42 protein-coding genes (1 of these 42 only partly in view) are annotated in these 25,639 nt (G+C 42.1%); 37 read left to right on the plus strand and 5 right to left on the minus strand.

The window, feature by feature from the left end; all coding sequences use genetic code 11:
• The 4 genes from NYE68_RS00975 to NYE68_RS00990 all read right to left on the minus strand — a co-directional run.
• Window positions 1-560: the 5' end (the start) of a site-specific integrase gene (locus tag NYE68_RS00975; protein ID WP_342493996.1), read on the minus strand. The gene continues 655 nt to the left of window position 1, outside the view; 560 of the gene's 1,215 nt are visible here — the first part of the coding sequence; its start codon is at window positions 558-560; its stop codon lies off the left edge, out of view.
• Window positions 547-1,077: an ImmA/IrrE family metallo-endopeptidase gene (locus NYE68_RS00980; RefSeq protein WP_342493997.1), complete on the minus strand. Its 531-nt coding sequence runs from the start codon at window positions 1,075-1,077 to the stop codon at window positions 547-549. Before NYE68_RS00980 ends, NYE68_RS00975 begins: the two co-directional genes overlap by 14 nt.
• Before the next feature lie 78 nt (window positions 1,078-1,155).
• A complete protein-coding gene (locus tag NYE68_RS00985) occupies window positions 1,156-1,764 on the minus strand; it encodes a hypothetical protein (protein WP_342493998.1) in 609 nt (202 codons plus the stop codon).
• Window positions 1,765-1,995: 231 nt separating this feature from the next.
• Entirely contained in the window at window positions 1,996-2,331 is a 336-nt protein-coding gene (locus NYE68_RS00990; protein ID WP_224994200.1) for a helix-turn-helix transcriptional regulator, read from the minus strand.
• A 150-nt stretch (window positions 2,332-2,481) separates the two neighbouring features.
• On the opposite strand from NYE68_RS00990, the gene NYE68_RS00995 reads away from it, so the two are divergent.
• The 30 genes from NYE68_RS00995 to dcm all read left to right on the plus strand — a co-directional run bounded on the left by NYE68_RS00995 (window position 2,482) and on the right by dcm (window position 18,140).
• A complete protein-coding gene (locus NYE68_RS00995; protein WP_053285433.1) occupies window positions 2,482-2,715 on the plus strand; it encodes a helix-turn-helix transcriptional regulator in 234 nt (77 codons plus the stop codon).
• 67 nt (window positions 2,716-2,782) lie between these two features.
• Window positions 2,783-2,977, plus strand: coding sequence for a helix-turn-helix domain-containing protein (locus NYE68_RS01000; RefSeq protein WP_025284108.1), 195 nt, complete (start codon window positions 2,783-2,785; stop codon window positions 2,975-2,977).
• Between the two features lie 85 nt (window positions 2,978-3,062).
• Window positions 3,063-3,329, plus strand: a complete 267-nt coding sequence (locus tag NYE68_RS01005) for a helix-turn-helix transcriptional regulator (RefSeq protein WP_038455948.1) — start codon at window positions 3,063-3,065, stop codon at window positions 3,327-3,329.
• Window position 3,330: 1 nt separating this feature from the next.
• Complete coding sequence (locus NYE68_RS01010) at window positions 3,331-3,609, plus strand: hypothetical protein (RefSeq protein ID WP_327813696.1); 279 nt, start codon at window positions 3,331-3,333, stop codon at window positions 3,607-3,609.
• Window position 3,610: 1 nt separating this feature from the next.
• Complete coding sequence (locus tag NYE68_RS01015; RefSeq protein WP_164512106.1) at window positions 3,611-3,787, plus strand: hypothetical protein; 177 nt, start codon at window positions 3,611-3,613, stop codon at window positions 3,785-3,787.
• A gap of 160 nt (window positions 3,788-3,947) precedes the next feature.
• On the plus strand, window positions 3,948-4,142 hold the full coding sequence (locus tag NYE68_RS01020; RefSeq protein ID WP_025284111.1) for a hypothetical protein: 195 nt from the start codon (window positions 3,948-3,950) through the stop codon (window positions 4,140-4,142).
• A 112-nt stretch (window positions 4,143-4,254) separates the two neighbouring features.
• A complete protein-coding gene (locus NYE68_RS01025) occupies window positions 4,255-4,440 on the plus strand; it encodes a hypothetical protein (RefSeq protein ID WP_053285429.1) in 186 nt (61 codons plus the stop codon).
• The gene (locus NYE68_RS01030; RefSeq protein ID WP_342493999.1) at window positions 4,437-6,425 is read left to right on the plus strand and encodes a hypothetical protein; all 1,989 of its coding nucleotides are present in this window, start codon (window positions 4,437-4,439) and stop codon (window positions 6,423-6,425) included. The genes NYE68_RS01025 and NYE68_RS01030 overlap by 4 nt, the downstream gene beginning before the upstream one ends.
• Entirely contained in the window at window positions 6,422-6,673 is a 252-nt protein-coding gene (locus NYE68_RS01035) for a hypothetical protein (protein WP_069013503.1), read from the plus strand. Before NYE68_RS01030 ends, NYE68_RS01035 begins: the two co-directional genes overlap by 4 nt.
• Window positions 6,666-7,406, plus strand: coding sequence for a phage recombination protein Bet (gene bet, locus NYE68_RS01040; RefSeq protein ID WP_069013502.1), 741 nt, complete (start codon window positions 6,666-6,668; stop codon window positions 7,404-7,406). Before NYE68_RS01035 ends, bet begins: the two co-directional genes overlap by 8 nt.
• Complete coding sequence (locus NYE68_RS01045) at window positions 7,403-8,104, plus strand: MBL fold metallo-hydrolase (RefSeq protein ID WP_237436908.1); 702 nt, start codon at window positions 7,403-7,405, stop codon at window positions 8,102-8,104. The genes bet and NYE68_RS01045 overlap by 4 nt, the downstream gene beginning before the upstream one ends.
• Window positions 8,105-8,304: 200 nt before the next feature.
• On the plus strand, window positions 8,305-9,060 hold the full coding sequence (locus tag NYE68_RS01050) for a hypothetical protein (RefSeq protein WP_342494000.1): 756 nt from the start codon (window positions 8,305-8,307) through the stop codon (window positions 9,058-9,060).
• Between the two features lie 5 nt (window positions 9,061-9,065).
• The gene (locus tag NYE68_RS01055; RefSeq protein WP_237436906.1) at window positions 9,066-9,347 is read left to right on the plus strand and encodes a replicative helicase loader/inhibitor; all 282 of its coding nucleotides are present in this window, start codon (window positions 9,066-9,068) and stop codon (window positions 9,345-9,347) included.
• The gene (gene dnaB / locus NYE68_RS01060) at window positions 9,322-10,620 is read left to right on the plus strand and encodes a replicative DNA helicase (RefSeq protein ID WP_342494001.1); all 1,299 of its coding nucleotides are present in this window, start codon (window positions 9,322-9,324) and stop codon (window positions 10,618-10,620) included. Before NYE68_RS01055 ends, dnaB begins: the two co-directional genes overlap by 26 nt.
• Window positions 10,621-10,904: 284 nt before the next feature.
• Window positions 10,905-11,363 (plus strand): RusA family crossover junction endodeoxyribonuclease, encoded by a 459-nt coding sequence (locus NYE68_RS01065; RefSeq protein WP_069013496.1) that lies wholly within the window; start codon window positions 10,905-10,907, stop codon window positions 11,361-11,363.
• Window positions 11,333-12,025 (plus strand): hypothetical protein, encoded by a 693-nt coding sequence (locus tag NYE68_RS01070; RefSeq protein WP_342494002.1) that lies wholly within the window; start codon window positions 11,333-11,335, stop codon window positions 12,023-12,025. The genes NYE68_RS01065 and NYE68_RS01070 overlap by 31 nt, the downstream gene beginning before the upstream one ends.
• Before the next feature lie 134 nt (window positions 12,026-12,159).
• Window positions 12,160-12,336: a hypothetical protein gene (locus NYE68_RS01075; RefSeq protein ID WP_342494003.1), complete on the plus strand. Its 177-nt coding sequence runs from the start codon at window positions 12,160-12,162 to the stop codon at window positions 12,334-12,336.
• Window positions 12,333-12,593: an ASCH/PUA domain-containing protein gene (locus NYE68_RS01080; protein WP_266056205.1), complete on the plus strand. Its 261-nt coding sequence runs from the start codon at window positions 12,333-12,335 to the stop codon at window positions 12,591-12,593. Before NYE68_RS01075 ends, NYE68_RS01080 begins: the two co-directional genes overlap by 4 nt.
• The gene (locus NYE68_RS01085; protein ID WP_342494004.1) at window positions 12,577-12,846 is read left to right on the plus strand and encodes an IDEAL domain-containing protein; all 270 of its coding nucleotides are present in this window, start codon (window positions 12,577-12,579) and stop codon (window positions 12,844-12,846) included. The genes NYE68_RS01080 and NYE68_RS01085 overlap by 17 nt, the downstream gene beginning before the upstream one ends.
• Before the next feature lie 74 nt (window positions 12,847-12,920).
• Entirely contained in the window at window positions 12,921-13,124 is a 204-nt protein-coding gene (locus tag NYE68_RS01090; protein WP_069013491.1) for an XtrA/YqaO family protein, read from the plus strand.
• Window positions 13,125-13,164: 40 nt separating this feature from the next.
• Window positions 13,165-13,386, plus strand: coding sequence for a hypothetical protein (locus NYE68_RS01095; RefSeq protein ID WP_342494005.1), 222 nt, complete (start codon window positions 13,165-13,167; stop codon window positions 13,384-13,386).
• A 47-nt stretch (window positions 13,387-13,433) separates the two neighbouring features.
• The gene (locus NYE68_RS01100; RefSeq protein ID WP_342494006.1) at window positions 13,434-13,718 is read left to right on the plus strand and encodes a hypothetical protein; all 285 of its coding nucleotides are present in this window, start codon (window positions 13,434-13,436) and stop codon (window positions 13,716-13,718) included.
• Complete coding sequence (locus NYE68_RS01105) at window positions 13,715-13,954, plus strand: hypothetical protein (protein WP_342494007.1); 240 nt, start codon at window positions 13,715-13,717, stop codon at window positions 13,952-13,954. The genes NYE68_RS01100 and NYE68_RS01105 overlap by 4 nt, the downstream gene beginning before the upstream one ends.
• Before the next feature lie 13 nt (window positions 13,955-13,967).
• On the plus strand, window positions 13,968-14,402 hold the full coding sequence (locus NYE68_RS01110) for a hypothetical protein (protein WP_342494008.1): 435 nt from the start codon (window positions 13,968-13,970) through the stop codon (window positions 14,400-14,402).
• Between the two features lie 101 nt (window positions 14,403-14,503).
• Complete coding sequence (locus NYE68_RS01115) at window positions 14,504-14,890, plus strand: ArpU family phage packaging/lysis transcriptional regulator (protein WP_342494009.1); 387 nt, start codon at window positions 14,504-14,506, stop codon at window positions 14,888-14,890.
• A 498-nt stretch (window positions 14,891-15,388) separates the two neighbouring features.
• Window positions 15,389-15,556 carry a hypothetical protein gene (locus NYE68_RS01120; RefSeq protein ID WP_170930485.1) on the plus strand — a complete coding sequence of 56 codons (168 nt, stop codon included), beginning with the start codon at window positions 15,389-15,391 and terminating at the stop codon, window positions 15,554-15,556.
• A 94-nt stretch (window positions 15,557-15,650) separates the two neighbouring features.
• On the plus strand, window positions 15,651-15,995 hold the full coding sequence (locus NYE68_RS01125) for a structural protein (RefSeq protein WP_342494010.1): 345 nt from the start codon (window positions 15,651-15,653) through the stop codon (window positions 15,993-15,995).
• Between the two features lie 62 nt (window positions 15,996-16,057).
• Entirely contained in the window at window positions 16,058-16,504 is a 447-nt protein-coding gene (locus NYE68_RS01130) for a hypothetical protein (RefSeq protein WP_342494011.1), read from the plus strand.
• 79 nt (window positions 16,505-16,583) lie between these two features.
• A complete protein-coding gene (locus NYE68_RS01135; RefSeq protein ID WP_069013517.1) occupies window positions 16,584-17,105 on the plus strand; it encodes a ParB N-terminal domain-containing protein in 522 nt (173 codons plus the stop codon).
• Window positions 17,106-17,114: 9 nt separating this feature from the next.
• Window positions 17,115-18,140: a DNA (cytosine-5-)-methyltransferase gene (gene dcm, locus NYE68_RS01140; protein WP_342494012.1), complete on the plus strand. Its 1,026-nt coding sequence runs from the start codon at window positions 17,115-17,117 to the stop codon at window positions 18,138-18,140.
• 26 nt (window positions 18,141-18,166) lie between these two features.
• Here dcm and NYE68_RS01145 read toward each other — a convergent pair whose 3' ends face one another.
• Window positions 18,167-18,691: a hypothetical protein gene (locus tag NYE68_RS01145; RefSeq protein ID WP_342494013.1), complete on the minus strand. Its 525-nt coding sequence runs from the start codon at window positions 18,689-18,691 to the stop codon at window positions 18,167-18,169.
• 193 nt (window positions 18,692-18,884) lie between these two features.
• On the opposite strand from NYE68_RS01145, the gene NYE68_RS01150 reads away from it, so the two are divergent.
• Genes NYE68_RS01150 through NYE68_RS01180 form a run of 7 tightly spaced genes read left to right on the plus strand, consistent with a single transcriptional unit; the run spans window position 18,885 to window position 25,637 of the window.
• On the plus strand, window positions 18,885-19,133 hold the full coding sequence (locus NYE68_RS01150) for a hypothetical protein (RefSeq protein ID WP_039252702.1): 249 nt from the start codon (window positions 18,885-18,887) through the stop codon (window positions 19,131-19,133).
• Window positions 19,134-19,181: 48 nt separating this feature from the next.
• On the plus strand, window positions 19,182-20,063 hold the full coding sequence (terS, locus tag NYE68_RS01155) for a phage terminase small subunit (protein WP_342494014.1): 882 nt from the start codon (window positions 19,182-19,184) through the stop codon (window positions 20,061-20,063).
• Window positions 20,063-21,409, plus strand: coding sequence for a PBSX family phage terminase large subunit (locus NYE68_RS01160; RefSeq protein ID WP_342494015.1), 1,347 nt, complete (start codon window positions 20,063-20,065; stop codon window positions 21,407-21,409). The genes terS and NYE68_RS01160 overlap by 1 nt, the downstream gene beginning before the upstream one ends.
• Complete coding sequence (locus NYE68_RS01165; RefSeq protein ID WP_342494016.1) at window positions 21,375-22,922, plus strand: phage portal protein; 1,548 nt, start codon at window positions 21,375-21,377, stop codon at window positions 22,920-22,922. The genes NYE68_RS01160 and NYE68_RS01165 overlap by 35 nt, the downstream gene beginning before the upstream one ends.
• Window positions 22,906-23,823, plus strand: a complete 918-nt coding sequence (locus tag NYE68_RS01170) for a phage head morphogenesis protein (RefSeq protein ID WP_342494017.1) — start codon at window positions 22,906-22,908, stop codon at window positions 23,821-23,823. Before NYE68_RS01165 ends, NYE68_RS01170 begins: the two co-directional genes overlap by 17 nt.
• A 41-nt stretch (window positions 23,824-23,864) precedes the next feature.
• Window positions 23,865-24,422: a hypothetical protein gene (locus tag NYE68_RS01175; RefSeq protein ID WP_342494018.1), complete on the plus strand. Its 558-nt coding sequence runs from the start codon at window positions 23,865-23,867 to the stop codon at window positions 24,420-24,422.
• Between the two features lie 27 nt (window positions 24,423-24,449).
• Window positions 24,450-25,637: an XkdF-like putative serine protease domain-containing protein gene (locus NYE68_RS01180; RefSeq protein ID WP_342494019.1), complete on the plus strand. Its 1,188-nt coding sequence runs from the start codon at window positions 24,450-24,452 to the stop codon at window positions 25,635-25,637.
• The last annotated feature ends 2 nt before the right edge of the window (window positions 25,638-25,639 follow it).

Below are 25,639 nucleotides of genomic sequence, written 5' to 3' on the forward strand. Positions count from 1 at the left end.
ATTTCTTCTTCTGTATATATTTCATATTCTTTATATTCTTGTTTTGGCCGCTTAACATTTAAAGCCGGATTTTCACCAATTATCTTCCACTCAGCAGCTCTCCCCAATATGTCTCTTATAATTCGATAACGGGCATGAATACTTGAAGATGAGATATTTTCATTACTCTTTTTGTAGTCATCTAAAAAATTCAGAATATGGATTGGCTGAATATCTTCTAAATGCATATCACCAAACCATGGCCTAATTTCTTTACTCATTATATAGTTATAGGTTTCAATTGTTTTCCCGTCTAGGTGACTCATTGCATATTTGTTTTCCCAGTCATCTACAAACATATTGAATGTTCTCTTTTGGGGCTTTATATAAGTGCCGGCATCAATTTCAGCCTTGAATTTATACCATTCACTCTCTAAAAAGGTCTTAAGTTTTTTTGATGATTTTAACAATTTTTCATCTTCAATCTTAATTGTCTTTTTCTCTTTTTTTCTTTTTCCTTTAGTCCCTACCTCAACAATGAGACGGAACGATCTTTCTCCTCTTTTCTCAATACTCGGCATAGACAAACTTCTCCTTTTCTAATTTTTGAGTTAGGAAAGCATGATATTTAAAACTGAATAGCTTACGAAGATACATATCCAGGCGTGTCTCTGCGAATGGATACGTAACTTGAAATAAGTTGGATATGTAGGTTATTGCCTCTCGTTTGGTCGCCGGTAAAACGAGATTCTTCAACATAAAAGTGGGAACTGCGAAGTGATACATAAAAGCATTTGCCTGATTCTCCTGCAGCTCTCTAAATAGGGATGGGATCTTGTATTGAACACCGACATGATTAATGTGATGGCAGAGTTCATGGCAAAAATCTTCCCATTGCTTCTTTTTAGATATACGTGAATCAAGGATAATACAAGCCATCCCCAGTAATTTCACAGCTACACTCTTTTCATTTTTGTAGTAAATTAATATCTTTAATCGTTCTGCGATTTTTTCTAAGTCTCCAGCTCCTGGTTCAGTAATTCCTATACCGGAATAAATAGATCTAATTCTTTCTTCAAGTAATGATAGTTGAAACAAAATAAATCCTCCTGCAGTAACTACAAACCTATGTTCGGTTTTTTGTTTAAAAGAAAAGCCTGAAAAAGCAGGCTCATTTTAATGCTCTAAGTTGATCTTTATATCCATCTTATCCCCTAGTGCTGTAGCATTCTCATCGCTTGGGGATGCAACCCTTAGACGAATTGAATCTAGATTTTCTATATCCTCTTCATTTTGAAAGATATAAAAAACAGATCCACTGTCTTTCACTTTCCCAATATACTCTCCGAGAAGGTCGTCACTTTCATCAAGAGAAGGTTCCTCAACTTGTACTCCGGTGCTTGTAGCAAGTTTTATACTATCTGGAGTGAAATTCACTACTCCATCAGATGTATTCTTCGCTTCCAGTTCAAGTTCAATAAAAGGCGTTTTCTTATTAGCTACCGCTGCAATTACTCTTTTCACAGTAAGTTGCATGGGGCCGGATTTAGCTGTGGTTTCTTTATTGCTTATGGCCGTTACTTTTGCTGTTCCACCATCAATTTCATATACATCTCCAACTTCGTTGGGCCCGTTTTCGGAAATATCCTGACTCTCCGACGAGCTATTATCAGGAACACTGTTTTTGTTCCCGGAAGATGGAGAAGAAGACTCTTCACTATTTTTGCAGGCTGTGAGCAACACGAGCGAAGCAATTAATAGCAAAGTCCCCAACCTCTTAAACAATTTTTGTCCCCCTTTTGATTTTCTTTATATCTCAATCAATTTACTTATTCGTGAACAGTTTATTTTACAGTACACGGTTACCGCAAAGCCTTGGTAATTCTACGTTTTCACGGGGTTGAAAATTTTTAATTTAACACTTAACTTTCTTTTTATTAAACAAATGCTAAACAAATGTTTTACCAAAAGAAGAATTAAGAAGTTAAGAATTAAGAAGTGAAGAATGATTGTCTGCTATTCATCGAACCCTTTTTTGAGAAGGTACTCTAAAAGCTCTTTCGCTTGTTCCTTGGTGATTTTTCCGTCACGGCCAGCAATTAAGGTTTCAGGGTCATTTAAGAGTTCATCTATCTTTGAGTCATGGGAGTCACCTTTTAGAAGGTAGTCTGTAGAGACATCCAATACTTTAGATAAACTAATAATTTCTGAATCAGTAATAGGGCGAGTACCTTTTTCTATACGGTTCATAACAGCATAATTTAGGTTTACACGGCGAGCCAACTCCCTTTGGGACCAGCCTTTTCTTTCTCTTAATAAAACGATCCGATCACCTATATTCAATGTTTTCACCACTTTCCAAGTAAGACAAATAATATCACGTTTCCGATATGGAAACAAAAAAAGTTTCTAAATTGTAAACAAAAATCATTGACATTTCTAAAACAGAAATGTATTATGTGATTACAGTGTTTCTGAAACAGAAACGAAAGGAGTGAAGAAATGCAGCAGCTTAATTTAATTTTCATCAAGAATAGACGAAAAGAATTAAAAATCTCTCTGCAATATATGGCGACAAAATTAGGTTTCAAAACTGGCTCAAGTTATTTGAAATATGAGCAAGGCCTATACGCTTTTAAAGCTGAACAATTGCCGATCTTAGCACACCATTTACAATGCAAAATAACAGATTTTTTTGCGGAAAACGTTTCTGATTTAGAAACAAGTAGTGCTTAAGGGATTTCGTAATGAGAAATGAACCGTTAATCCCTAAAAATAATGATTAATGGTGAGGTGTGAAATTTTGCAACGGACAGCATTAAGCCCTCAAGAAACAGCTGCTTTTTTGGGGGTTCATAAAGAAACCATTTATAGCATGGTAAGAAACAACCAAATTCCTCATTTTAGGGTGGGGAGGAAGATTTTCTTTAGGGTTGATTCACTCAATGCATGGATAAAAGAACAGGAAGAAAACAGCGTGCTTTCTATTGAAATGTAGATTTCTTCCACCTAAGAGTACAACATGCTCCGACACAAATCTGTTCTGTTTCAGAACATGTTCCGATTTGGAACATTGAGGGGGGGTGAACAAGTTGAAATTAGGGGCACTACTTCGAAGCACACGGGAGCGGGCGGGTCTTTCACAAGAACATCTAGCTGAATTACTACACCGATCCCGCAGTTGTATATCAAAATTTGAGAACGATAAAAAATCTTTAGATGTTCCTACATACGTACGATGGATGGAAGCGACAAATGCAAAGGAGGCAATGATCGCAACGTTATGCGGCATTGATCCGAGCGCAGTCGCTCAAAGCATCCAAAACATCATGACTCTATTTGGAGGTTGAAATGAAAAACGAAATGGAAAAGCCAGTCTATGCGGGCATTCATCATAGTGGAATAACACTGGAAATGATCTGTATTGAAACATTGCACACAAGAATCATGGAAGCGTTAAAAACGGGAGACACAGCTAAAGCGGTTGAGGCTCATAAAGATGTGTTGCGTTCGTTGATCCAGATCAAACGATATCAGACTGCCGAACGAGTGGAAAAGTTGAAGGCATCATCAAAAATAGTATCTGTCCAGTATCCGGAATCATTAAAAAAATTGAGAGGAATGGTTTGAAATGAAATTTGTCTTGTCTGTCAGCAAAGTCATGAAGGGGAGCCAAGTTAGAGAAAAGATTGAGGAGTCACGTGAAAATCCTGCGAAATTATACTTAGCAGACGCTGAAGCGCGAAAAGAATGTCAAATCAGAATGGAGCAAATAAAAAAGCAGCAAGCCGGCACGCTCACTGCATAAAACAAATGTTCGTATCTATTATACCGCTCTTTTAAGAGCACGGCAAGTTTGTTCTTGTCGTCAGGCCAGGGGGAGAGGCGCTTATCCCACAACCCCCTTGACTTTGTCTCTTTCTCTGGTCTGACGATGCGCGCAAGCATCAGAAAGGAGTGTGAGTAAATTGGGTAATACGTTTGACGCTGTGGAGGACTTAGTCGCGGCAACAAAAATTATCGGTGAGCTCCGGGCAGAAATGTCAATTGTGAAGACAATGGCATCCTTATTGGCAGAGAGTAAAGATATTAACGTTCTGCAGAATACATTGAACAAAATATCTGATGACATTTCAGCATCATTGGCAAAACACAAATTTTAAGCATTAAAAAAGCTCACTGTGCAGAGTGAGCTTCGGAAGGTGTTGCAATCTTTGGTACTACCAAGTTTACTTTATCACCTTCCAAAAATCAAATATTGGAGGTCTTTGACAAATGAACGAAGTTTTTTACACTGAGCCATTTAGCGAGAATTATCGCGATCAGGTCAATCTGGCATCTGCCGGGGGATCTATCTCTTTTGATATTCAAGGGAATGCGGCTTTTCGTTTTCCTACTGCCGCCGCTCGGGAGGAATATCGCGCTCTTAAACAAAGAGCTGAAGGAGGTGGCAACAAATGAAAAAGGAAATGAAGCTATTGAAGTTGGAACTGCTGAATTTCAAGGGTGTTAAGCAATTCACCCTCGATACTCAAGGTGAGAATGTCAAGGTGTACGGAGATAATGCCACTGGTAAAACAACTCTATTTGATGCCTTCATCTGGCTGCTGTTTGACAAAGACAGTCAAAACAAAAAGGATTTTCAAATTAAGACACTGACAAAAGAAAATGAACCGGTATCCGGATTGAATCATGAGGTAACAGGAGTTTTCGTTGTTGACGGTAGTCATCTCACTCTTAAAAAAGTTTATTCCGAGAAATGGACGAGAAAGCGCGGCAGCAGCCAGGCTGTATTTTCTGGCCATACCACAGATTATTTTATCGATGGTGTGCCGGCAAAGAAAAAAGAGTTCAATGATCGTGTAAATGGAATCATTTCGGAAGATATTTTCCGCCTTGTCACTTCTCCATCATTTTTCAATGAACAAATGAACTGGCAGGACAGACGAAAGATTCTCCTTGAAATTTGTGGGGACATTACCCAAGAAGAAGTTTTTCAAGCGAATCCATCCGTAAAGGCTTTAGAGAGTATCTTAAACAAACGATCAATTGAGGATCACAGAAAAGTAATCGCGGCCAAACAAGCGGAGATAAATAAAGAGTTGAAGGCGATTCCTGTCAGGATTGATGAAGCCCTCCGGTCGGTCGAGGATATATCTGACCTAAATGAACAGGAATTAAACGACGAAATCAATTGTCTCCAAAATGATATCGATTTGTTGGATGATCAGCTGCAATCCGCTCGAAACGGAGAGGCGGTATCGGAAAAGAGAAATGCCATCCTGCATATAGAGAACGAGCTTCAGGAAATGAAAAATGCTCATCAGGAGAAAGAATACAGCAATATCAGGGCACTGAAAGAAAAACTGTTCTCGGTAAAAAATAAGCTGGAGGAAATTTCTCTGGAGATTAAATCGAATACCCGTCAGCTGTCGCTTGAAAAAGACAACCAGGAAAGATTAACTGCGGAAATCCAGTCGCTGCGCCAGAATTGGCTCGATAAGAATGAGGAAACGTTTGATCAGCATCAAACTGAATGTCCTACATGCGGCCAGGCATTACCGCCAGAACAGGTTGAACAAGCGAAAGAGAATTTCAATTCTCACAAAAGCAGTGAATTAGAAAAAATCAATGAGCGGGGTAAATCGCGTAGCGAAGAGCTGAGGAGATCAGAAAGCATAATCGCAGAAATAGAGTCAGCGTCTCAAAAACTGCAGAAGGATTATGAGAGCAAAAGTGAGGAATGGTCACAACTTGATACTGAAATCAAGGCGGCCGAGAGCAACATGTCAGATATCACCACGGATGATGCTTACAAAAAGAAACAGTCAGAGATTGATAGCATCCGTAAACAGATTGAGCAATTGGAGTCATCAAAGAACGAAGCAATTCAATTGATCAAAGATGATATTAACGGCAAAAAACAGGAGATGCTGCTGCTTCAAAAAGATTTGGGGAAAATTTCGCATTCTAAAAAAGTGAACAAGCGGATCATGCAGCTTGAAGAGGAACAGAAGGGCTTAGCCGAGGAGTATGAAGGGCTTCAGCATCAACTCTATTTGACTGAGGAATTTGTTCGTACAAAGGTAGATCTCCTGGAAGAAAAAATAAACAACAAATTCAAATTTGCCCGCTTCAAGCTCTTTAAGAGTCAGATCAATGGAGGTCTTGAAGAGACGTGTGAAACGCTATATGAGGGCATTCCATACTCTTCCGGCTTGAACAACGCCGCCCGCATAAATGTTGGACTGGACATCATTAATACCCTTAATGAGCATTATGGCATTTCTGCTCCAATCTTCGTAGATAACTCTGAAGCGGTGACTAAATTGATCGACACAAATTCACAGATTCTCAGTCTGATTGTCTCTGAAAAAGACAAGCAGCTGCGGATTGAATTGGAAGATAGTTCGCTCATTCCGGTGGATTGTGAGGTAAGTGCATGAGTGAAATTGTCACGGTAACAGTAGTTACGGGGAAAGGTTGGGAAGATCTACGCCGTGAAACCTTGCGTATAAATTCGGAAGAGATTATGCATGTGGGTCCGCTTTCTGAATGTCCAGAAGATGCGATTTTAGAAAGAGATTTAGTCGGACCCTCCGACTTCGCTGAGCTGCTTAAAAATTTTCTAATTGAGCATAAGGGAAAAAAGGTGAAATTTGTGTACGAGGATGAGGAGGATTCAAATGAGTGAAACCACAGAATTAATGACAAAACAGGTTGAGTTTTCAGTAAATGGTGAATCTGTAAAGCTTACGGGAAAAACAGTTAAAAACTTTTTAGTTCGCGGAAACTCTGACGTAACTGATCAAGAAGCAGCAATGTTTATAAACCTTTGTAAGTATCAAAAACTTAATCCGTTTTTAAATGAGGCTTACCTTGTGAAATTTAAAGGCTCACCGGCTCAAATGATTGTCGGTAAAGAAGCATTTATGAAGCGTGCAGAGAATAACGAGCAATTTCAGGGGTTTAAAGCTGGAATTATCGTTGAACGTGAAGGGGATATGGTTGAACTAGAGGGCGCAATCAAACTTCCCAAAGATAATCTAATTGGAGGGTGGGCTGACGTTTACCGTGCGGATAGGCAGCAACCAATTTGCGTGCGTATAAGCCTGGATGAATTCAGCAAAGGACAATCCACTTGGAAGACAATGCCCTTAAATATGATTCGAAAAACAGCAATAGTAAATGCCCTGCGTGAAGCTTTCCCTAATAGTTTAGGAAATCTATACACAGAGGAAGAGGAGCAGGCTAACGATGATATACCTGCTGAAGAACGGGTGCGCCGTGAGGTAAATGAAAACGCGAATACAGAGGTTATCGATATCGAACCAATTCCGGATCCACAAACAGAACAGCCGGAGCCGCAACCAACAAAAAAAGATGAGAAGCCTTCAGTCTTTGAAGGGAACGGACCAGACTTTTGATTGAAATAACAGCCCTGTCATCGAGCAGTAAGGGGAATTGCTATCGGGTTACCGATGGTAAGACCCCGCTTCTGTTGGAATGTGGTATCAGCTTTAAACAAATGCAAAAGGGCTTTCAGTTTAGAATGTCTCAATTCGCTGGCTGCCTTGTCTCTCATGAACATGGGGACCACTGCAAGGCTATTAAGGATGTTCTGAACGCCGGCATTGATTGTTATATGTCTCCTGGGACGGCCGGAGCAATTGGCCTCACTCATAACAGAATTAAGCCTGTGCCCGTAAAACAGCCGTTTAAGGTTGGTTCCTGGTCTATTATGCCCTTTGACGTGCAGCACGATGTAGCGGAGCCGTATGGCTTCCTATTGGCGAATGACGCCGGGGATAAACTGCTTTTCGCCACTGATACCTATTACATACGCTATAGGTTCCCTGGTCTCACTCATGTCATGGTGGAATGCAATTACTCAGAGAAGATATTGAATGAAAATATTGAGAGCGGCATTACCGCTCCCGTCATGAAAAAGCGGCTTTTACAATCTCATTTTAGTTTAGAAAACGTCAAGAAATTTTTAACGGCCAATGATTTAAGCAAGGTACAGGAGATATGGCTGCTTCATCTTTCAGAATCAAACAGCGACGAAAAGATCTTTAAAGAAGACATCATGAAATTGACAGGAAAGGTTGTCTATATCCCGTGAGTGAACTGATTAAAACTACGTATCCTTATTGCTATGTGTTTTTGGCACAGACTTCTGCTCCGCATATGAGAAAAGCTGTGCTTGAGAATTATATTAAGACATTCATGAGCAAGTATGAGCCGAGCCTTGAATATGTGGCTATTAAAGGCACTTACGCTCTTTGTCGAAGAAAATAAACTCTTTGGAGAGGAGGAAGGCTCTTGTCAGGCTGGGTGAAATTATACAAGTCAGTCGTCGATCATGAGATCTTTACAGATAATGTGGGCTTTAGGCTATTTACCTTCTTAATGGCCAAAGCAGCTTATCAGGACGGTATGAAAATAAATGATTATGAATTGAAGAAAGGACAATATATCCGCTCGTATTCAAAACTATGTGATGATTTAGCGGTAAAAAAGGGACGAGGGTTAACCAGATTTACAAGAGCGGCAATTAAGGCTGCAGCTGAAAGGCTTCAAGCAAAAGGCATGATTGCTGCAGAGGAAACGGAATACGGAATGCTCTGGACCATTGTGAACTATTCGAAATTTCAAGGCTCTGAAAGAATCGTAAATGAAGAGAGCTTTTCAGAAAGGCGGCAAATATCCCAACCAATTGATGAGAAACTGTCTCCTTTCCAAAAAATCGAAGACAAGTACCTGTCCCGAAAGGGCGGCATGTTTACAACACCATATGATGTGGCTGCCATAAATAGAATCCTTGATCAACAAATTCCAATTGAGGATGTCCTGGCTTGGATAGATGAAATATTTGATCGTTACGTTCCTAAGCATCGAGCGGACGGTATCAAATCCTTTACTTACTGTGAGCAAGGTATTTTAGACAGGTGGCATGCTAAACAGAACCCACCTCCAAAAACAAACGTTTCGGAGTTCCGGCCGCGCAGATCAAAACAAGAGGAGAGTTTTGCCGCACTTGAAGCATATGCCAAAGAAAACGGCATTTCGATGGGGTGATCATATTGGAAAAAGAAGAAGCAATGAAAATTCTAAGGCGGCTCTCCGCCGCGTATACCCGCTTTGATTTAACAGGGGATGTGGGTATGGAGCGGATTGGATTATGGATGGAGCATCTGACTGAAATGCCGTTCAAACCTGTTTATGACAAAGTCAATGAGCATATTTCTAATAAGCCATTTCCTCCGACTATCTCAGAAATTAAAGTCAAACAACCAGCGAAAAACGAGTTTTTAGAGCAACAGAAAGAGTGGGAACGGAATGCAAAACATGCTAAAAAACCTTGAAGCAGAAGAGAGCCTGTTGGGCTGTATCCTTGTTGAAAATGAATTGATTAAGGAAACCACCTTGGAGCCGAAACACTTCGCAGACGAGCGGCATAAACGGATATTTAAGGCTATGCGAAATGTAGATGCTTCCGGCCAGCCTGTTGAAATGGTCACAGTAGTTACAGAGTTAGGAGAAACCGTCGAAGCGATCGGCGGCACTAGCTATCTTGTTGATTTAGCCAATGCTGTTCCATCTGTTATTAACTTCGAGACCTATCAAACATTAATCTACGAAGCCTTTAAACTGCGTGATATGCAAAAGATCGCTCTTGATTTTGCGAATAATCCAAGCGATGAGGGGATTTTGCAGGTTTATCAGAAGGCCGTGGAGCTACAGGAGATCGGTGTTACAAATAAACGAACTAAGATGGATGTTTTAACCGAGATTTACAACGACATGTACCAAGAGAAAGGTGAAATAACAGGAGTGGAAACCGGTTTGGCCGATTTAGATGCTATGACCGGCGGCTGGCAGGACAGTGATTTAATTGTCGTAGCTGCTCGACCTTCCATGGGGAAGACTGCTTTTGCTCTAAATTTGGCGCAGAATGCGGCGCTAAAAGGTGGGGTTGTCGATCTTTTTTCATTGGAGATGCCCGACCGCCAACTCGTTAACCGGATGCTCAGCAATTTGGGTTCGATCGAAGGTACAAAATGGAGAAATCCGCACAAGTATTTCAGTGAAAAAGACTATGAAAATGCGAATCGGGCCATCGGTGAATATGAAAAATTAGACATCTATATTCATGATAAACCGTCACAGTCAGTGGCTGATATTCGTTCTTCCATCCGGAAGACCAAAAAGGACCACCCGGACAAAAAGCATTTGGTTGTGATTGATTATCTTCAATTAATCCGACCTATCGGCAAATTTGAAACGAAAAACTTAGAGGTCGCAAGCATAACGGGCGAATTGAAGAACATAGCCCGGACCTTCAATGTTCCAATTGTTCTGCTTTCTCAACTTTCGCGCGCCGTTGAGCAGCGGCAAGATAAACGGCCGATGATGTCAGACCTTCGAGATTCAGGCAGTATTGAGCAGGACGCCGATATTGTTAGTTTTCTCTACAGGGATGACTATTACGATAAACAAAGCGATCTGAAAAACGTAGTGGAAATCATTTTTGCAAAACAAAGAAACGGATCCGTCGGCACTGTCATGGCTGCCTTTATTAAAGAGTACGGACGATTCTTAAACCTTGATAGACAAATGGAAGCCCTTGTGGGTTAAAAAGGAGCGGTTTTATGCCAAGTAATGAAGTGGAGAAGCGGAGAGAATTTCTAATCAATGAATTGATTCGGTATGGCTATCCCATCGAGGCTTCGGGTCATTTGACACTATTTGAGCTGGAGAACCTCACAATTCAAGTAAAATGCCAGTTTGGCCGCAAGCTATCCGAAGAGGAGGAATCCTGCTGATGTACACCGTCCTGGCTCTCATTTACGTGATAAAGGAAGGCGAACAGCAGGAAATGATCATACAGCAGTGGATTCAGGATGACGGGAGGTAACAGCATGATCCAATTTACTATTTATGGGGAGCCAGTTGCACAGGGGCGCCCCAGGGCAACCACAATTAACGGAATGACCAGGTTATACGATCCGAAGAAATCAAGGGATTTTAAGCAATACGTTAAACTTGCCGCCTCAGATCATCGGCCAAGTTCCTTGCTGACGGGCCCGCTTGAGTTAAGAGTCAAGGTCTATAAATCTACCTTGAAGAGTTTCAGTAAGAAAAAAGCGGCTGAAGCTGAACAAGGATTATTAAGACCCAGCAAAAAGCCTGACGTGGACAATTATATTAAGGGCATTAAAGACGGCTTAAATAAAGTCCTCTGGCATGATGACAGTCAGATTGTAGACCTTCATGTCAGTAAGTATTACAGCCAAAACCCAAGAATTGAAATTCTAGTAAAACCACTATCACAAGAGGAGGAACAATTATGTCTTTCGTTGACTTCAAAGGAATCGTAAAAAAGGTGAACCACAAACCCAAAGGAATTACCGAGGTTGTCCTGGAGGTCCCAACTAAAGAGGTAGGAAGCGGCATTCAAAATTTAGCCGAGATGATTGATAAGGACGTTCAGGCGCAACTGGAGAGCGAGGTTGTACAGTTTAATGTACAAGTCAACGCGCTCACCGATCGCCCGATTATTAATTACACAGTTGGCTCTGATGGAATTGTAAAGGTAGCAGATCCGGAACCAGAACAACTTGAGGCAAACCTCGGGCTTCCTAAAGAGAAGCCAAAAATCGAAGAAGTAATAGAGGAAATCGAGAGAAAGGTTGTTGACTCCTTCATTACTGAAGATATGGCCCCGATCCTTGATGGATTCCCTGTATACATTACTGAAATGGCTAAGCGTCGCATAGAGGGTGAATCATACCAGAAGATTGCGAATGATTATGTAATGTATGAAGAGAACCTTATAGACCTGATCAACGAGTACAGAAAAGAAGTTGCACCGTATGCTCAAGCCTGGTGGGATTGGAAGCAGGATCAGGAAGCGGAGGCAGAGCCGATGGAAAAGCAGGCGCCGCGTGTTCCTCTTGACGAAGCTGATAAATCCGAGCCGTCAATCGAGGATGAAAAAAAGGATGAGAATAAGGACGAGGACGAACACGGAGCGGCATAAATGGGGAGAAGGAAAAAGCAGCCGCGTTGGTATCTGCTGTTTCGCATAGAGGATGGACAAGCTGTCCACCTCTATGAACCTTTGAAGAAATACGAGCTTGTAAGCCGAATCCGGAATGGATGGAGGTTAAGAAGATGACAGAGAAGAGAAAGAAACTCTTAGAAAAATTGAGTAATTTCCGCATGGTTCCTGGCCATGGTCCTGATCTTTCCACGATGACAGATGAGCAATTAGAAAAACGACTATGGTTTTTAGAAACTGCTTTTGCTATGGCTTGGAATGAAGGTAGTGAGGAAGGTGACGACTTATGAGCGTAAGGCATCATCTGAAAATCTTACCGGAATATTTTGAAGCGCTGAAGGATGGCCGAAAAACCTTTGAAATAAGGCACGATGATAGAGGGTTTAAGGAAGGGGATACCCTTTCCCTGAATGAATGGCAGGATGGTTACACTGGCCGCTCAATTGACGTACATGTGACATACATTACTGACTTTGAACAAAAGCCCGGCTATGTCGTTCTTGGTATTCAAAAGAAAGTGAGAGAAGATGATGATCGAAATATTTAAAGGCGATTGGGTGAGCGCAAAAGGTCACGGGATCGTCGTAACAGGATATGTAGAGGAGATGCTGGGAGTAGCAGTTATTATCCGCCTTGTAGATGGAGAAAAAATAAAAGCTTCAATCCGGGTAGTAGAGAAGATGGATGACACGCTGCATGCCGAAGACCTTGATACAATGATTGATTTTTCCTTGATTATGGGGGATGAAGAATGGTTTCGGGAATTGTCTGAACTGAAATACAAACGCCGTGCCGTATAACATAAAAAACCGCAGCACAAGGCCCCGGTTTAGTTAATCTCGACAATTAATTATAACACGGGGAGTGCTGCAATATGAACAGACCTGAAAAAATTGAAAATTTACATCAACTTTCCGTTAAGGACTTAATGGAAGATCAAAAAACGAAGCTGATCATCTTGGATGGCTCAAGCGGGTCAGCCTATCTTGTAGATACACCGGAATATGGAAAGACCATTATACAGACAGCCAATAGCAAGCACACAAAGCTGAATTACGATTATGGCTTCTTGCCGTAACGCGGAGGGGAACTCCCCTCTTTTTTTTGGAGGAATGTTTATGGCCATGAAGGGAGAATGTCTCAGCGCAGACATTACACCGCTTGAAAAAGGGAAAGAGTATTTCCTCTTTCCTTTAGGAGAAAGTCATTTCTACGTATCAAAATTTAACAATGTAAACGCCCATTGTGGAGCCTATCAAAAGAAACTATTCCGGATAACTGATGCCGGTCACGGTGAAGTGCCTGAACCGAATGAATGGCATCAAATGAGTCTGTTTTGATTCAAAATCAAATAGCAGGGGTATTCCCTGCGGGGGAGGAAACGAAAATGAGTGAGAGAGTTGAACGGTTAAAACAGCTTACTTATATCCCACAAAAGGAAATAGGGTGGCTTCTTGAACAAGCTGAACTGGCTGACAAACAGCGGACTATCATTGAGGAACACCAGCGCCAACAGGACATTGCGGTCAATCAATTCCGGCAGGCTCAAAAGGACATTCAGCATCTAAGCGGGGAAAGAAGCAGATACAAGAAGGCTTTACAGCAAACTATTAAGAATATGCAATTCACTATAACGGTTGCCCAACATGAATTGAAGGGGGATGCGGAATGATTCGTGTCTATCAAAAAGGTGATTCGCAATATAACAATCTAACGGCGGCTTGGTCTAAAATGACTCGCTACGAAAAGGAAAAATATCAAGTGGAAACCATTATCCTTGCGCCGAGTCAACAGAGGGAAAATGTCGACTTGATAACAAAGGCTTTAAATGGTGATGAAGTTGAGAAGTTTACATCGGTAGTGCCGTGCCTCATGGTTTGCGTATTGGAGAAAAAAGCTCAAATATGAAGGAGGAACAATGATGAAAAAACTATTCAAATCAATCATGCTATCAGCAGCATTACTTACGGGAGCCACGGCCGTTGCGCCGTCTGCTTCCGCCGCATGGTCCGGTTGGCAAAATGAATCCGGGTACAGCGGCCGGGTGTTTACAGATGCCGTGACTTACACGGCCGGCGCTTCAACGGTGGACTGGAAAGCCGAGAAGAAAGGCTCAAGGACACTTTATTACACGGCTGGCGTGTACAAGAAGCGTAGCGGCGGCGGGCTGACTGATACGAATTTAGTGCAGCGGGGCAGCTTCAAAACTGCAACGCCTCTGAAATCATTCAATGTGAAAACGATTCGGAATAAGACCGGGAAAGGAACCTATGTCATTCAGCTGGACTGCTACTCCGATTCCGGCAAGCGGAACTATATCGGAACATTTGAATCAGCAAAATTTTACGTTAAGTGATTCAATTTCGTTACCAAATTAAATGAGCAATTGCGGACATCAAACATTCGGCATAAGGCTGTGTGTTTGATGCCGCTCTATTACTTTAAGGAGGGAACAGAATGCAAGCAGTCAAACAATTGTCATTCATTCCGGAAGTAAATGAAAAAGAAGTGCGTAACATCGTCATTAAAGAGCTCAAAACGTATAGATCATTAAAAACTCAAGCGGAAAATAGACAAGAGCAAAAGGAAAAGGGGATCATCGGTCTATTTCCGCAGTTACGAAAAAACACTGATTATAATGAGCTGAAGGTCAAGCAGATGGATAGGGCGCTAGAAAACTGCCTTGATCAAGATGAGCGCAGCATTATTGACAAGAAATATTTATCTCCTAAAAAAATAAAGGATTTAGAAATTATGATTGAGCTTGGGCTCAAAAGGGATAAGTTTTATCAGGTGAAAAGACAAGCCATCTATAATATCGCGACAGCGCTCGGAATAATCTGAGGGCTTTCTTTTTTTATGAGCGACAAAAAGCCGACAAAAACCCGATAAAAAGCCGACAAAATGGGGGATAAAATGGGTACTTTTTTTAGATGCGGTTTGTCATACGATAGAGACAAGAAGAAAACGAACGTGAATATCTGTCCCAAAAGGAGAAACCTGCGGACGCTGATCTTTTGCATGAGTCTATTTGTGCATCTGATTAGTGGCCGCTTTTTTTATGGCAGATTGGGAGACGCACCTTTCCCGTATCAAGTGTGCACTCGGATGTATCGAATGACTATGAAGGCCGTTAGCTTAACAGGAGGAGCGGCTGGAGTCTATGCAGTATTGCGCGCGATAGTCACGGGGAACGCAAGCGGTGAGATCCCGATTGCAAGGAAAGTCTTTTAAACCGGCTCTCCATTTTCTTTGCTTACCTCCTGGGGGAAATCGGCGGGTCACAAATAAATAAAAGCGAATAGCGTAAGGCGGTGCTTATTCGGCAAGGAGAAATGAAAGATGAAGATGAGAGACATTTTATCTGCAGAAACGAAACAGCAACTTGAAAAAGAGAAAAGCCCCTCAACAAAGGAAGCTGATCCTTCGACGAGGCAGGAATGGGAAGAAATCATGGGAACGAAGCGCGACACCTTTAAGCGTGTAGGCGGCCGGGTCCGCAGAAAGTGAAGTGGTGGGAACAGCCGTCATGTTTGGGGCGTATGGCTGCCTGTGCTTTGGGATCGGGGATAGGAGCACAAAACAATATAGGGGAGGAATCAGCATGGCATCTTTAAGAGGAGTAAGCGCCAATCCAACGAAACAGAATCACATTTTAGGGGAGGACAAAGTCGTAAGGGTCGCTGTCAAAAATGACAATGACTACATCGCAGGCCCTAATCTGTTCCTGCAACGCAAAGAAAATGGGAAATGGAAGGACCTCGATACGAATTCTCCGAATCCGCTCAAACCAGGTAAAAAAGATTATGATGAGTGGGGTATTACAGAGATGTTCGACAACAAAAAAGGCACTTATCGTTTCAAGGTGGACGTTGAGCGCTATGATTCAAAAGAGAAACATATTAAAACAGAAGGCACAGTGTATACGAACGAATTCTATATTAAATAATTTTTTGAGTATTTCCTAAAAATTGAAAAATCACCCCCGATATATATTTTGGGGTGATTTTTATGAGTAAAAGTAAAGAAATAAATGAGTTTGGTGAGATTAAGAGTGTCCTTGTATATTTGGAACAATTTAAAAAGGGCGTACATAACAAAAGCTTATCTGAACAAGCTGAATTCAAAGAAGAGATCAAAAAGCGGCATGGTAAGAAGCAAATACAAGTACTCTTGGGAAAGCTTGAGGACAAGGTCGAAATTAAAAAAGCCACAAGTCATTTAACTACTGCATTTTTTGCAATTATATCTTTAATAATAGGAGGTACAATGAGCTTCCTTCTAGGTATTATAAAAGAGTTTGGTTTTAACTCAGCTGTTGTTTCTTTTGTGATTCTCTATTTTTGTTTAATTGCTGGAACAGCATGGTTTATTCTATCAAGAGTAGAGTTAGCAGGTTTTGGGAAATTATGCGGTTATAAAAGATTATTACAAGAGTGTTTAAATGAATTACCCTAAAAAATATTTTTGAAGAAGAGTATAAAAAGCACCAGACACCTTATTTATAAGGTGTTTTTTTATTGGAGGCGAAAGCATCATGAATATCAAAACAATATCAGTGGAAAAAATAAACCCCGCTACATACAATCCTCGGATTGACCTGCAGCCCGGAGATCCGGAATATGATTCCCTCAAAGCTTCAATAACTCGATTTGGCAATGTTGAGCCGCTTGTCTGGAATGAAAGAACCGGTAATCTGGTTGGCGGACACCAACGATTTAAAATATATATGGAAAGCAACCCTGCTGAACTCACTGTCTCTGTAGTCAACCTGAATGAATCAGAAGAGAAAGCCTTAAATCTGGCTTTAAATAAGACGGGCGGAGATTGGGATGAGCACAAGCTTGAACAGGTATTGCGAGACCTACAGGAGAATAATTTTGATTTATTTGTTACTGGCTTTTCAGATTCTGAGTTAGACGAGATTCTGGATGAATTACCTGAACATGCGGGGAATGGCGGGAAGATTACTGATGGCCATGAACTGGACTTAGATGAATATGAAGACGATCATTTTGAGCATACATGCCCGAAATGCGGATTCTCGTTTAATGAGTAGGTGAAGCATATGGTTGGTTACAAGTGGAGGCTTTCCGATCTGAAATCTGTAGAGCGGAATGGCCTAAAGGTATTCAGTACATTCTCCTGCGGCGGCGGCTCATCTATGGGCTACAAACTTGCCGGATTTGAGCTTGTGGGGAACTGTGAAATCGATCCCCAAATGATGAAGATATACAGAAAAAATCATAATCCACAGCATTCTTTCTTAATGGATATACGAAAATTTAACAAAATCCCTTTGAGCGAACTTCCGGAGGCTCTATTTGATCTTGATGTGTTCGACGGTTCTCCGCCGTGTAGTGTATTTTCAATATCTGGTGAACGGGAGGATGCCTGGGGGAAAGAAAAAACGTTCAGGGAAGGTCAGGCTAAACAGTCATTGGACGATTTGTTTTTTGAATACCTGGATGCCGTAGAAAGATTGAAGCCTAAAACGTTTCTCGCTGAAAATGTAAAAGGAATGATAATCGGTAAGGCGAAAGGATATGTCAAGCTTGTCATTGAACGAGCAAAGGAAATTGGGTATGACGTTCAGGTGTTTTTGTTGAATGCAGCAACAATGGGAGTCCCGCAGCGGAGAGAGCGGGTCTTTTTTATTGGCCGTCGGAAGGATCTGAACCTCCCACCTTTGCATCTATCTTTTAATGAATCACCTATTTTGTATGGTGAGTTCAGGAGCGGCCGGGGATCAAAGCTGACAGAGACCTCTAAAACATATAGGCGATGGGTGAAGCGGCGCCCGTCAGATAACACTATAGGAGATATAACGAAGAGAACAGAGGGGAAAGAAAGTAATTTCAATACTGTCTTGGTCAAAAACAGCCTTGTGCCGCCTACTTTGGCTAGTAACTCTGTTTTCATACGTTATGATGAACCTTACTATATCTCTGAACGGGATATCATCTTAATGCAGTCGTTCCCGTTGGATTATGATTTCATGGGCGCTAACATCCAGTATGTTTGTGGAATGAGTGTCCCGCCTATCATGATGAACAGGATAGCGGAACAGATTTATAAACAATGGTTTTTATAATCAAAGGGGTGAAACACCCCTTTGATTTAGCAGTTCCAATCTCCTGATTCTTGCTCGTAGGAAAGACTATAATCAACTAATTTAAATGTTTCTTCTGCTAAACAGGTTTTGAGTTTTTCTACAAAAAGAGTCTGAGCTGTTGGGACTGCTGGGGGTAAAAATTCTGGATTTATGCAACTAGCTGCAATAATGCCAGCAGCGTATATAGCAGCTTCTTCAGCACACTTTATAATGCTATTAACAACATCACCAACTAAGTCTGAGGGATAGAAAACTTTTAATTCTATCCAATGTCTCCCTGTTCTTGTGCAGGTACATGGATATGGAACATCCATGCTTCCGTCAAAAGGTACAGTAACTTGCTTATGACAAGTCTCTACCTTAATTTCGGGCACCCCGCTTACAGAGACAAGTTCCTTTTTCCAAACCTTTTTCTCCGAAGATGTTTCTGGATCAACAGTCAAAGCAAAGCCGTTTGCAGGCGAAGATGGTAGATTTGAAATTTCAAGAGTTTTAAATTCTCCATTATCAGATAAATATTTGACTTCCATATAAAAACTCCTCCTTAATAATATTCGGTATTATTTTGGATAAGAGTTAAGATAATATTCATAAAAAAAAGAGGGTGCTGCTAACACCCTCCAATCAAAACAGAGATAGCTCCCTGTCGAGAGCGTGATCAAGACGCGGCCGCGTTTGTGGGAAATCACGCTCTGATTCATATTGTAATGGAGGACGGGGAGCATGACAAGAGAAAAAACAAACGTATGTTCCTATTCTGATGAAGAGAAGGAAAAGCTTCTGCTTTTACATAAAACCGATGTTCTTGAAAATATCAGTGAGTCAAAAGAGAAGTATCGGAAAATCGTTAGTGCAGGCATTGCGCAGTGGATCAGAGACTTTCAAAACGGTCGAATAGAGGTAAACACTGTGGACGACCTAAAAAAGCTCATAGAGCTCGATATACAGCTTCAGAAGGATGAAGAAATTTAAAAACAAACTCAAACTCAATTACATGGCTCGGGGGTGGGTGATGATGTAATGCCAAGAAAAAGAGATCCACGCAGAGACGAGGCTTTTCATTTGTGGAAAGAGAGTGGCGGAACCAAGAAATTAAAAGACATTGCCGATGAATTGGGCGTCACCAGCAGCACTGTCCGCAAATGGAAAGCAAATGATAAATGGGAAGAAAAAATCAATGGGAGCGCTCCTAAATCGAAAGGGAGCGCTCCTTTTCGTCCGGGCGCTCCAAAAGGTAACAAAAACGCCCGGGGTAATAAAGGAGGCAAGGCGCCGCCTGGCAACAAAAACGCCAAAGGGAACAGGGGTGGTGCCGCTCCCAAAGGAAATAAAAACTCTGTGCGTACAGGTGAGTATGAATCAATCTTGTTTGATTTCATGGATGATACAGAAAAAGAGCTATTTGATCAGATTGAAACTGACCCGCTCTATCAAATTGAGTTAACGATCCGGGAGCTTTATTTAAAAGAGCGGCGTATGATGCAGCGCATCATGAGAATTGAAAATGGATTAAATGAGAAGCAGCGCCGTGTTCTTCAACAGATGCGCAAGGTAAAAGACATCATTCCAACTAATGACAAGAAAACAGGACTTGTAAAGCATGTACCGCTTATGAACGAGCGGCTGGTTGTCACAGAAGTGGAAGAAACAGCGATGCGGTCCATTGACGATATCTTAAATATCGAGGAAGCAATGACCCGTGTTACTGATAGGCGGCTGAAGGCTATTCGTCAAAAGCATGATATCACCCGCTCTATGGATGAACACGATCTGAAGCTGCGTGCCATGTATCTGACAAACGAGACAAAACAAGCTGAGCTTGAACGCTTGACCGCAAGACCTGTGGATAACTCTGTGAATATCATAATAGAGCGTAAGCGCAAGGATAAGGGTGACAGCTGATGACTGTTAAAAAAGTAAACCCACATTTCGAGGATTTCCTTTTTGACTGGAACCAAAAGTTTCAGTTCTTGGTTGGCGGCTATGGGTCATCGAAAAGCTATCATGCTGCGCTGAAGATCATTCTGAAATTACTCACAGAGAAGCGGACAGCGCTTGTTATCCGGGAAGTTTATGACACACACAGAGACTCAACCTTTTCTCTCTTCGAAGAGATTGTCAACGAATTAGAGATTGATCACGTTGTTAGGTGTGTTTCGTCACCGATGCAAATACGGTTTCCGAATGGCAGCCGAATTATTTTTAAAGGGCTGGATAAGCCGGCCAAGCTGAAATCAATCAATAACATTTCGATCATATGGATTGAGGAATGTTCTGAGGTGAAATATGAAGGCTTTAAGGAATTGCTTGGGCGCCTACGTCACCCGACATTGCCGCTCCACATGATTCTTTCCACAAACCCGGTCGGAGAGGATAACTGGACATTCCGGCATTTCTTCAAAGATGACCGCCAAAAACGGTTTGTGCTTGATGATAAAGAGCTTTATGAAAAGCGTACAGTCGTTGTGAACGACACCTATTATCATCATTCAACTGCGGAAGATAATCTATTTCTGCCCGAAAGTTATGTGAAGCAGCTCGATGAACTGAAGGATTATGATCCAGACCTTTACCGCATTGCGCGGAAGGGGCGCTTTGGCATTAATGGTGTGCGGGTTCTTCCTCAATTTGAAGAGCGGCCGCACGAAGAAGTTATGGAGGATATCGCCAACATTCACTGCCCACTTAAACGAGTTGGCATGGACTTTGGTTTTGAGGAATCGTATAACGCCATTGTCCGGCTTGCTGTGGACACGGAGAAGAAGTACCTCTATATCTATTGGGAGTATTACAAAAATCAAATGACGGACGATAGGACGGCCGAAGAGATAAAGGAATTTGCGGAGACAAAGGAATTGATCAAGGCGGATGCCGCCGAGCCGAAAACAATTCGTTATTATCAGCAGCAAGGATTCAATATGGTGGGGGCTCGAAAGTTCCAGGGTTCACGTCTTCAATACATTAAGAAGATCAAGCGGTTTAAAAAGATCATTTGCTCTGATCGTTGTGAAAATACTGTCTATGAGCTGAAGCCGCTCACCTATGCTACCGATAAGCTGGGCCACATCATTGAAGACGAGTTCACGATTGATCCACATACTTTTTCAGCGATTTGGTACGCGCTGGATGATTACGAGGTTTCCGACCTTAAAGAAAAACCAAAAGGACGCCCGCAGCGGGCCAGACCGGTTAGGGAAGAAAGGGGGTTATCAGATGACGAAGCAATCAGTCAAAGCACGAGTGATTAAAGCCGCTCCGCCTGCCGAAACGACAAAACAAATATATGCTGATGAATTTGCAGGCCATTACACGGAAAACATGATCATGGAGCCGCCATACAACCTGAAGGAATTAAAAATGATAGCTGAGTATTCAACAATGCTCCAGCAATGTGTTGATGCCTACAGGACAAATATTGTGGGTTTTGGCTTTGATATGCGATACACAAAGGATATCAATTCACATGAAGTGGATTCTGAAGAAAAAGCGGCTGCGGATAAGGAATGGCAACAGCTTGAGGAGTTCATAAAGCATCTCCATTTTGATGAATCAGCAGAAACACTGCTCGGCTTCTGTTTAGAAGATCGGGAAAAGACAGGAAACGGATATATAGAGGTTATCCGTAACGGTAAAAATCATCCCGCCGGCATCGAATACATGGCCGCAGAATATGTCCGGGTGTGCAAGCTATCTGATCCTATAGAAGTTCCTTTCAAATACTTTGAATCAGGTCAATTAAAGACTATGAAAAGGCAGAAGCGGTTTCGTAAATATGCTCAGATGTTCGATGGCCGAGTTATTTATTTTAAGGAGTACGGTGACCCGCGTACACTTAATCTTGAAACGGGGCAGTATGATGAAAGAACTCCTATTGATAAGCAGGCCAACGAGGTTGTGCATTTTAAGATAGGGAGCGGCGCTTATGGGAAGCCCCGGTGGATCGGTCATATTGTCAACTTATACGGCGCCCGCAAAGCAGAAGAGCTGAATTTCATGTACTTTAAACAGGGCCGGCATGTTCCCGCTGCTATTACGATCGAGAACGGCATGCTCTCGGAGGATTCGTATAAACAGCTGCAGGACTATATGAACGGCCTTGAAGGCGTGGAAAACTCACATAAATTCCTTTTGCTCGAAGCGGAAGGGATAGCCAAAGGGAAGAATATTCATGGTGATGAGGAAATCGTGCCGGTCAAAGTAGACATCAAATCACTTGCCGAGATTCTTCAGGAAGATGCTTTGTTCCTGGAATATGATCAAAAGAGCCGGGATAAAATCCGCTCTGCATTCCGGCTACCGCCGATTTATACCGGGGAAGCGCAGGATTACAACAGGGCGACAGCTGACACAGCCAGAAAGATTACTGAAGAGCAAGTCTTTCAGCCGGAACGAAAGGTACTTACCGGCAGACTGAACGCGTTATTTTTAAATGATCTTGAAATTCATAAAGTAGAGCTGCAGTTGAAAGGCCCGGACTTTCAAGATCCGCTTGAAATTGCAAAAGTGCTGACTCCTTTCATTACGGCTGGTGCTGTATCACCTAACGATCTGAGGGATCTGGCCGGGCGCGTGCTCGGTAAAACGCTTGAGGAATGGCCGGAGGAAGAATACAATCGGCCAATTGGTAAGAACGAAGCAACGCCTGCAGCGGATCCATTTACGGCTCTGTTTAAATCCGAGAGCGGCACTCCTGATGTGATGGGGCTGTTAAAAGATATGCGGGATGTTTTGGAGGATTTGAATAATGAACAAAACAGATAAGCTGCTGGTCAGTCTTACCTCATTCATTCAAAAAGCCGAGGAAAGCGAAGGCCAGAAGCTTGTGGAGACGATTCCTGACTTCCCCGGCCTCTCTAAGATACCCCGTTACGTAGAGGATTATGAAAAAGGCATCGCTAGATTGCTCAGGAGCCAGCGTAAGAGGTTTTTAAAAGGATTGAACGGCTTTGTAAGCAAAGCTGATTCAGAGACGTTACAGGAGCTTCTGGTGTTTTTTACGCAGAACCTTTTTGCAGAGGATGATTTTCAGGAAGAGTTCCAGGAACTGACCGAGGATTTTCTGCAGCAGACGCTTGAAGAGCTGGCCGCTATCATAATGGATTCAATCGATCCTGAAGTTCCGTTCAAAGTTCTTTCCTCCCGCTCGATCGACTGGATCAAGGATTGGTCAAAGAGACTGGCCGAAATTATGCAGCTCAACACACATGAGGCAGTGGAAACAGTGCTGACGGAAGCCATTGACTCAGGTTCATCTATTCAGGAGGTTGAACTGACTTTGAAGGATATGCCGCATTTTGATAGACCGAGAGCCCGGACAACGGCCATAACCGAGGTTCTTGCGGCTTCCTCTGCCGCTCAGCATGAATCTTATGCGCAGTCCCCGGCTGTATCTAAGAAGAAATGGCGGCACAGCGGAGGGAAGAAGAACAATCCGCGTGAGAATCATATAGACCTCGACGGTACAATTGTTGGTGTTGATGAAGAATTCAAGATACCAGGAAGCAGCGAAACCTGTATGTATCCGCGAGACACGAATCTTTCCGCCGCTGAGCGGGTTCATTGTCACTGCGTTCTGTCGCCTGTTGTAGATAACGAGATTTTAGGGTTGTCGGCTGAGGAAAAAGAAGAGATTCGTAGAGAAGCCTTAGCAAACATGGAATAAAATAGTATAATTTCCTCACTAAGATTAATGGGGGGAGAGCTTTGAATCATTTAGAATTTATTTCATCTCTAGTTAATTCTATGATCTGGCCAGTTACACTTATTATTTCGATTTTAATGTTGAAAGGTCCTTTGTCTGAAAGGCTCAAAGACTTAATTAGTTTAAAGTACGGAAATTTAGAAATGGTTTTTAACTCTGCCATCAGTAAAGCGGAAAGCTATATAAAAATGGAGCAAGGACAGGCAGGCCATGAACAGGAAACTGTAAGAAAAAGATTTAATGAATTACAGCAATTGAGCAAAATATCAACTATTGATGCTGTAATTGATACTTGGGAGTTTATAAAAGAAATTATTAAAAACAAAGCAAATGAAAATGGTATTGAAGCCGGTAATTACGAACATTTTTACAATGTACTTAATAAACTCGAAAACGAGAAGGTAATGAAAGGCCAAACTAGAGATTCGGTTATTGCATTATATAATGCTCGGAAAATATTACTAAAAGGAAATAGTATTACAGAGAGTGCAGCTGAAAAATTCATAGCTGTTGCTCGTATTATTGCTAATAGAATTGTTAAAGAAAAGCCTTCTAAATAAGGCTTTTCTTTGAAAGGAGGTGAACATATGCCAAGAGAACTGATAAACGCAAAAATCACACATGTTTCTTATGTAGACAAGGCTGCTAATCAAAAGCAGTTCTTTTTTATGAAATCAGAAAAACAGCCGGACTTTCAAAAGGAAGTCAAGGTCCTTGCGAAAGAAGCAGACGAGCAAAAACTTGTTTACGGTATCGTTTATGAACCGGACACAGTGGATGCTCACGGTGATTTCATGACAGCTGCAGAAATTGAGAAGGCCGCTCACGGCTTTCTGAAAGACGCCCGGGAAATTGATAAGCAGCATGACTTTCAGGGCGGCGTTGGTGAAGTGGTTGAATCTTATGTCGCTCCTGCTGACTTTGAAATGAATGGTGAAACCATCAAAAAAGGATCATGGGTGCTTGTGACAAAGGCTTCCGAGGCAGTTTGGGATGAAATCAAAAAGGGCGAGATTACCGGTTATTCAATGGCCGGCATCGCGGATATCGCAAAACAAGAAGAAAAGCCTGTTTCTCCAGAGGACAACCACGAGAAAGGGCTTTTTAATTTGGTCAAAAACTTTTTTAATGCCAGTGTGGCCAAGGGCGCGGTTCGGGACAAATATGACGAGGGGCGCCAACGCCGTGAGTTTTGGGCCGCACAAGATGCGTTAAACTCAGCTTTATTCAAATGGGACTATCCCGGAGAGATGGAAAATGACCCTGCAAAAATCAAAGAAGCTCTGCAAGACTTCGTGGATATCGCTCAGGATGTATTGATCTCCGATGACATTCTAAAAGTGATCGGGCCGAAGCCGAAAGAGCTGCAAAAGGCCGGCCGGAAATTCTCGGCTTCAAGCTTACAAGAAATTAAAAGCGCTCATACCGCTCTCGGCAACTTGCTGAGTCAGGTGGAGACGGAAGGAGAGGAAGAAGAAATGAACGCAGAGGATGTAGCAAAATCCATCGAAGCAGCGTTAGAGCCAATTCAGAAACGGCTCACGGAATTGGAAAAAGAGGAAGATCCTAAAAAGAAGAAAGACGAGGAAAAAGCATCTGAGGAAGAAGAGGCTGAAAAAGAGGCTGAGAAGTTGAAAAAAGCCATCACAGACGCTGTTCAACCGCTCGCTGATCGTATTGATGCCATTGAAAAAAGCCGCGGCTTTTCTAAACAAGAAGAGACCACGCAGGAAACCGCAGATGTTAAAAAATCAATCTGGGCCGGCCTTCTTTAAGT

The organism is Bacillus sp. FSL R5-0447, assembly GCF_038606125.1.
In the GTDB taxonomy this organism is placed as follows: Bacteria; Bacillota; Bacilli; order Bacillales; family Bacillaceae; genus Bacillus; species Bacillus velezensis.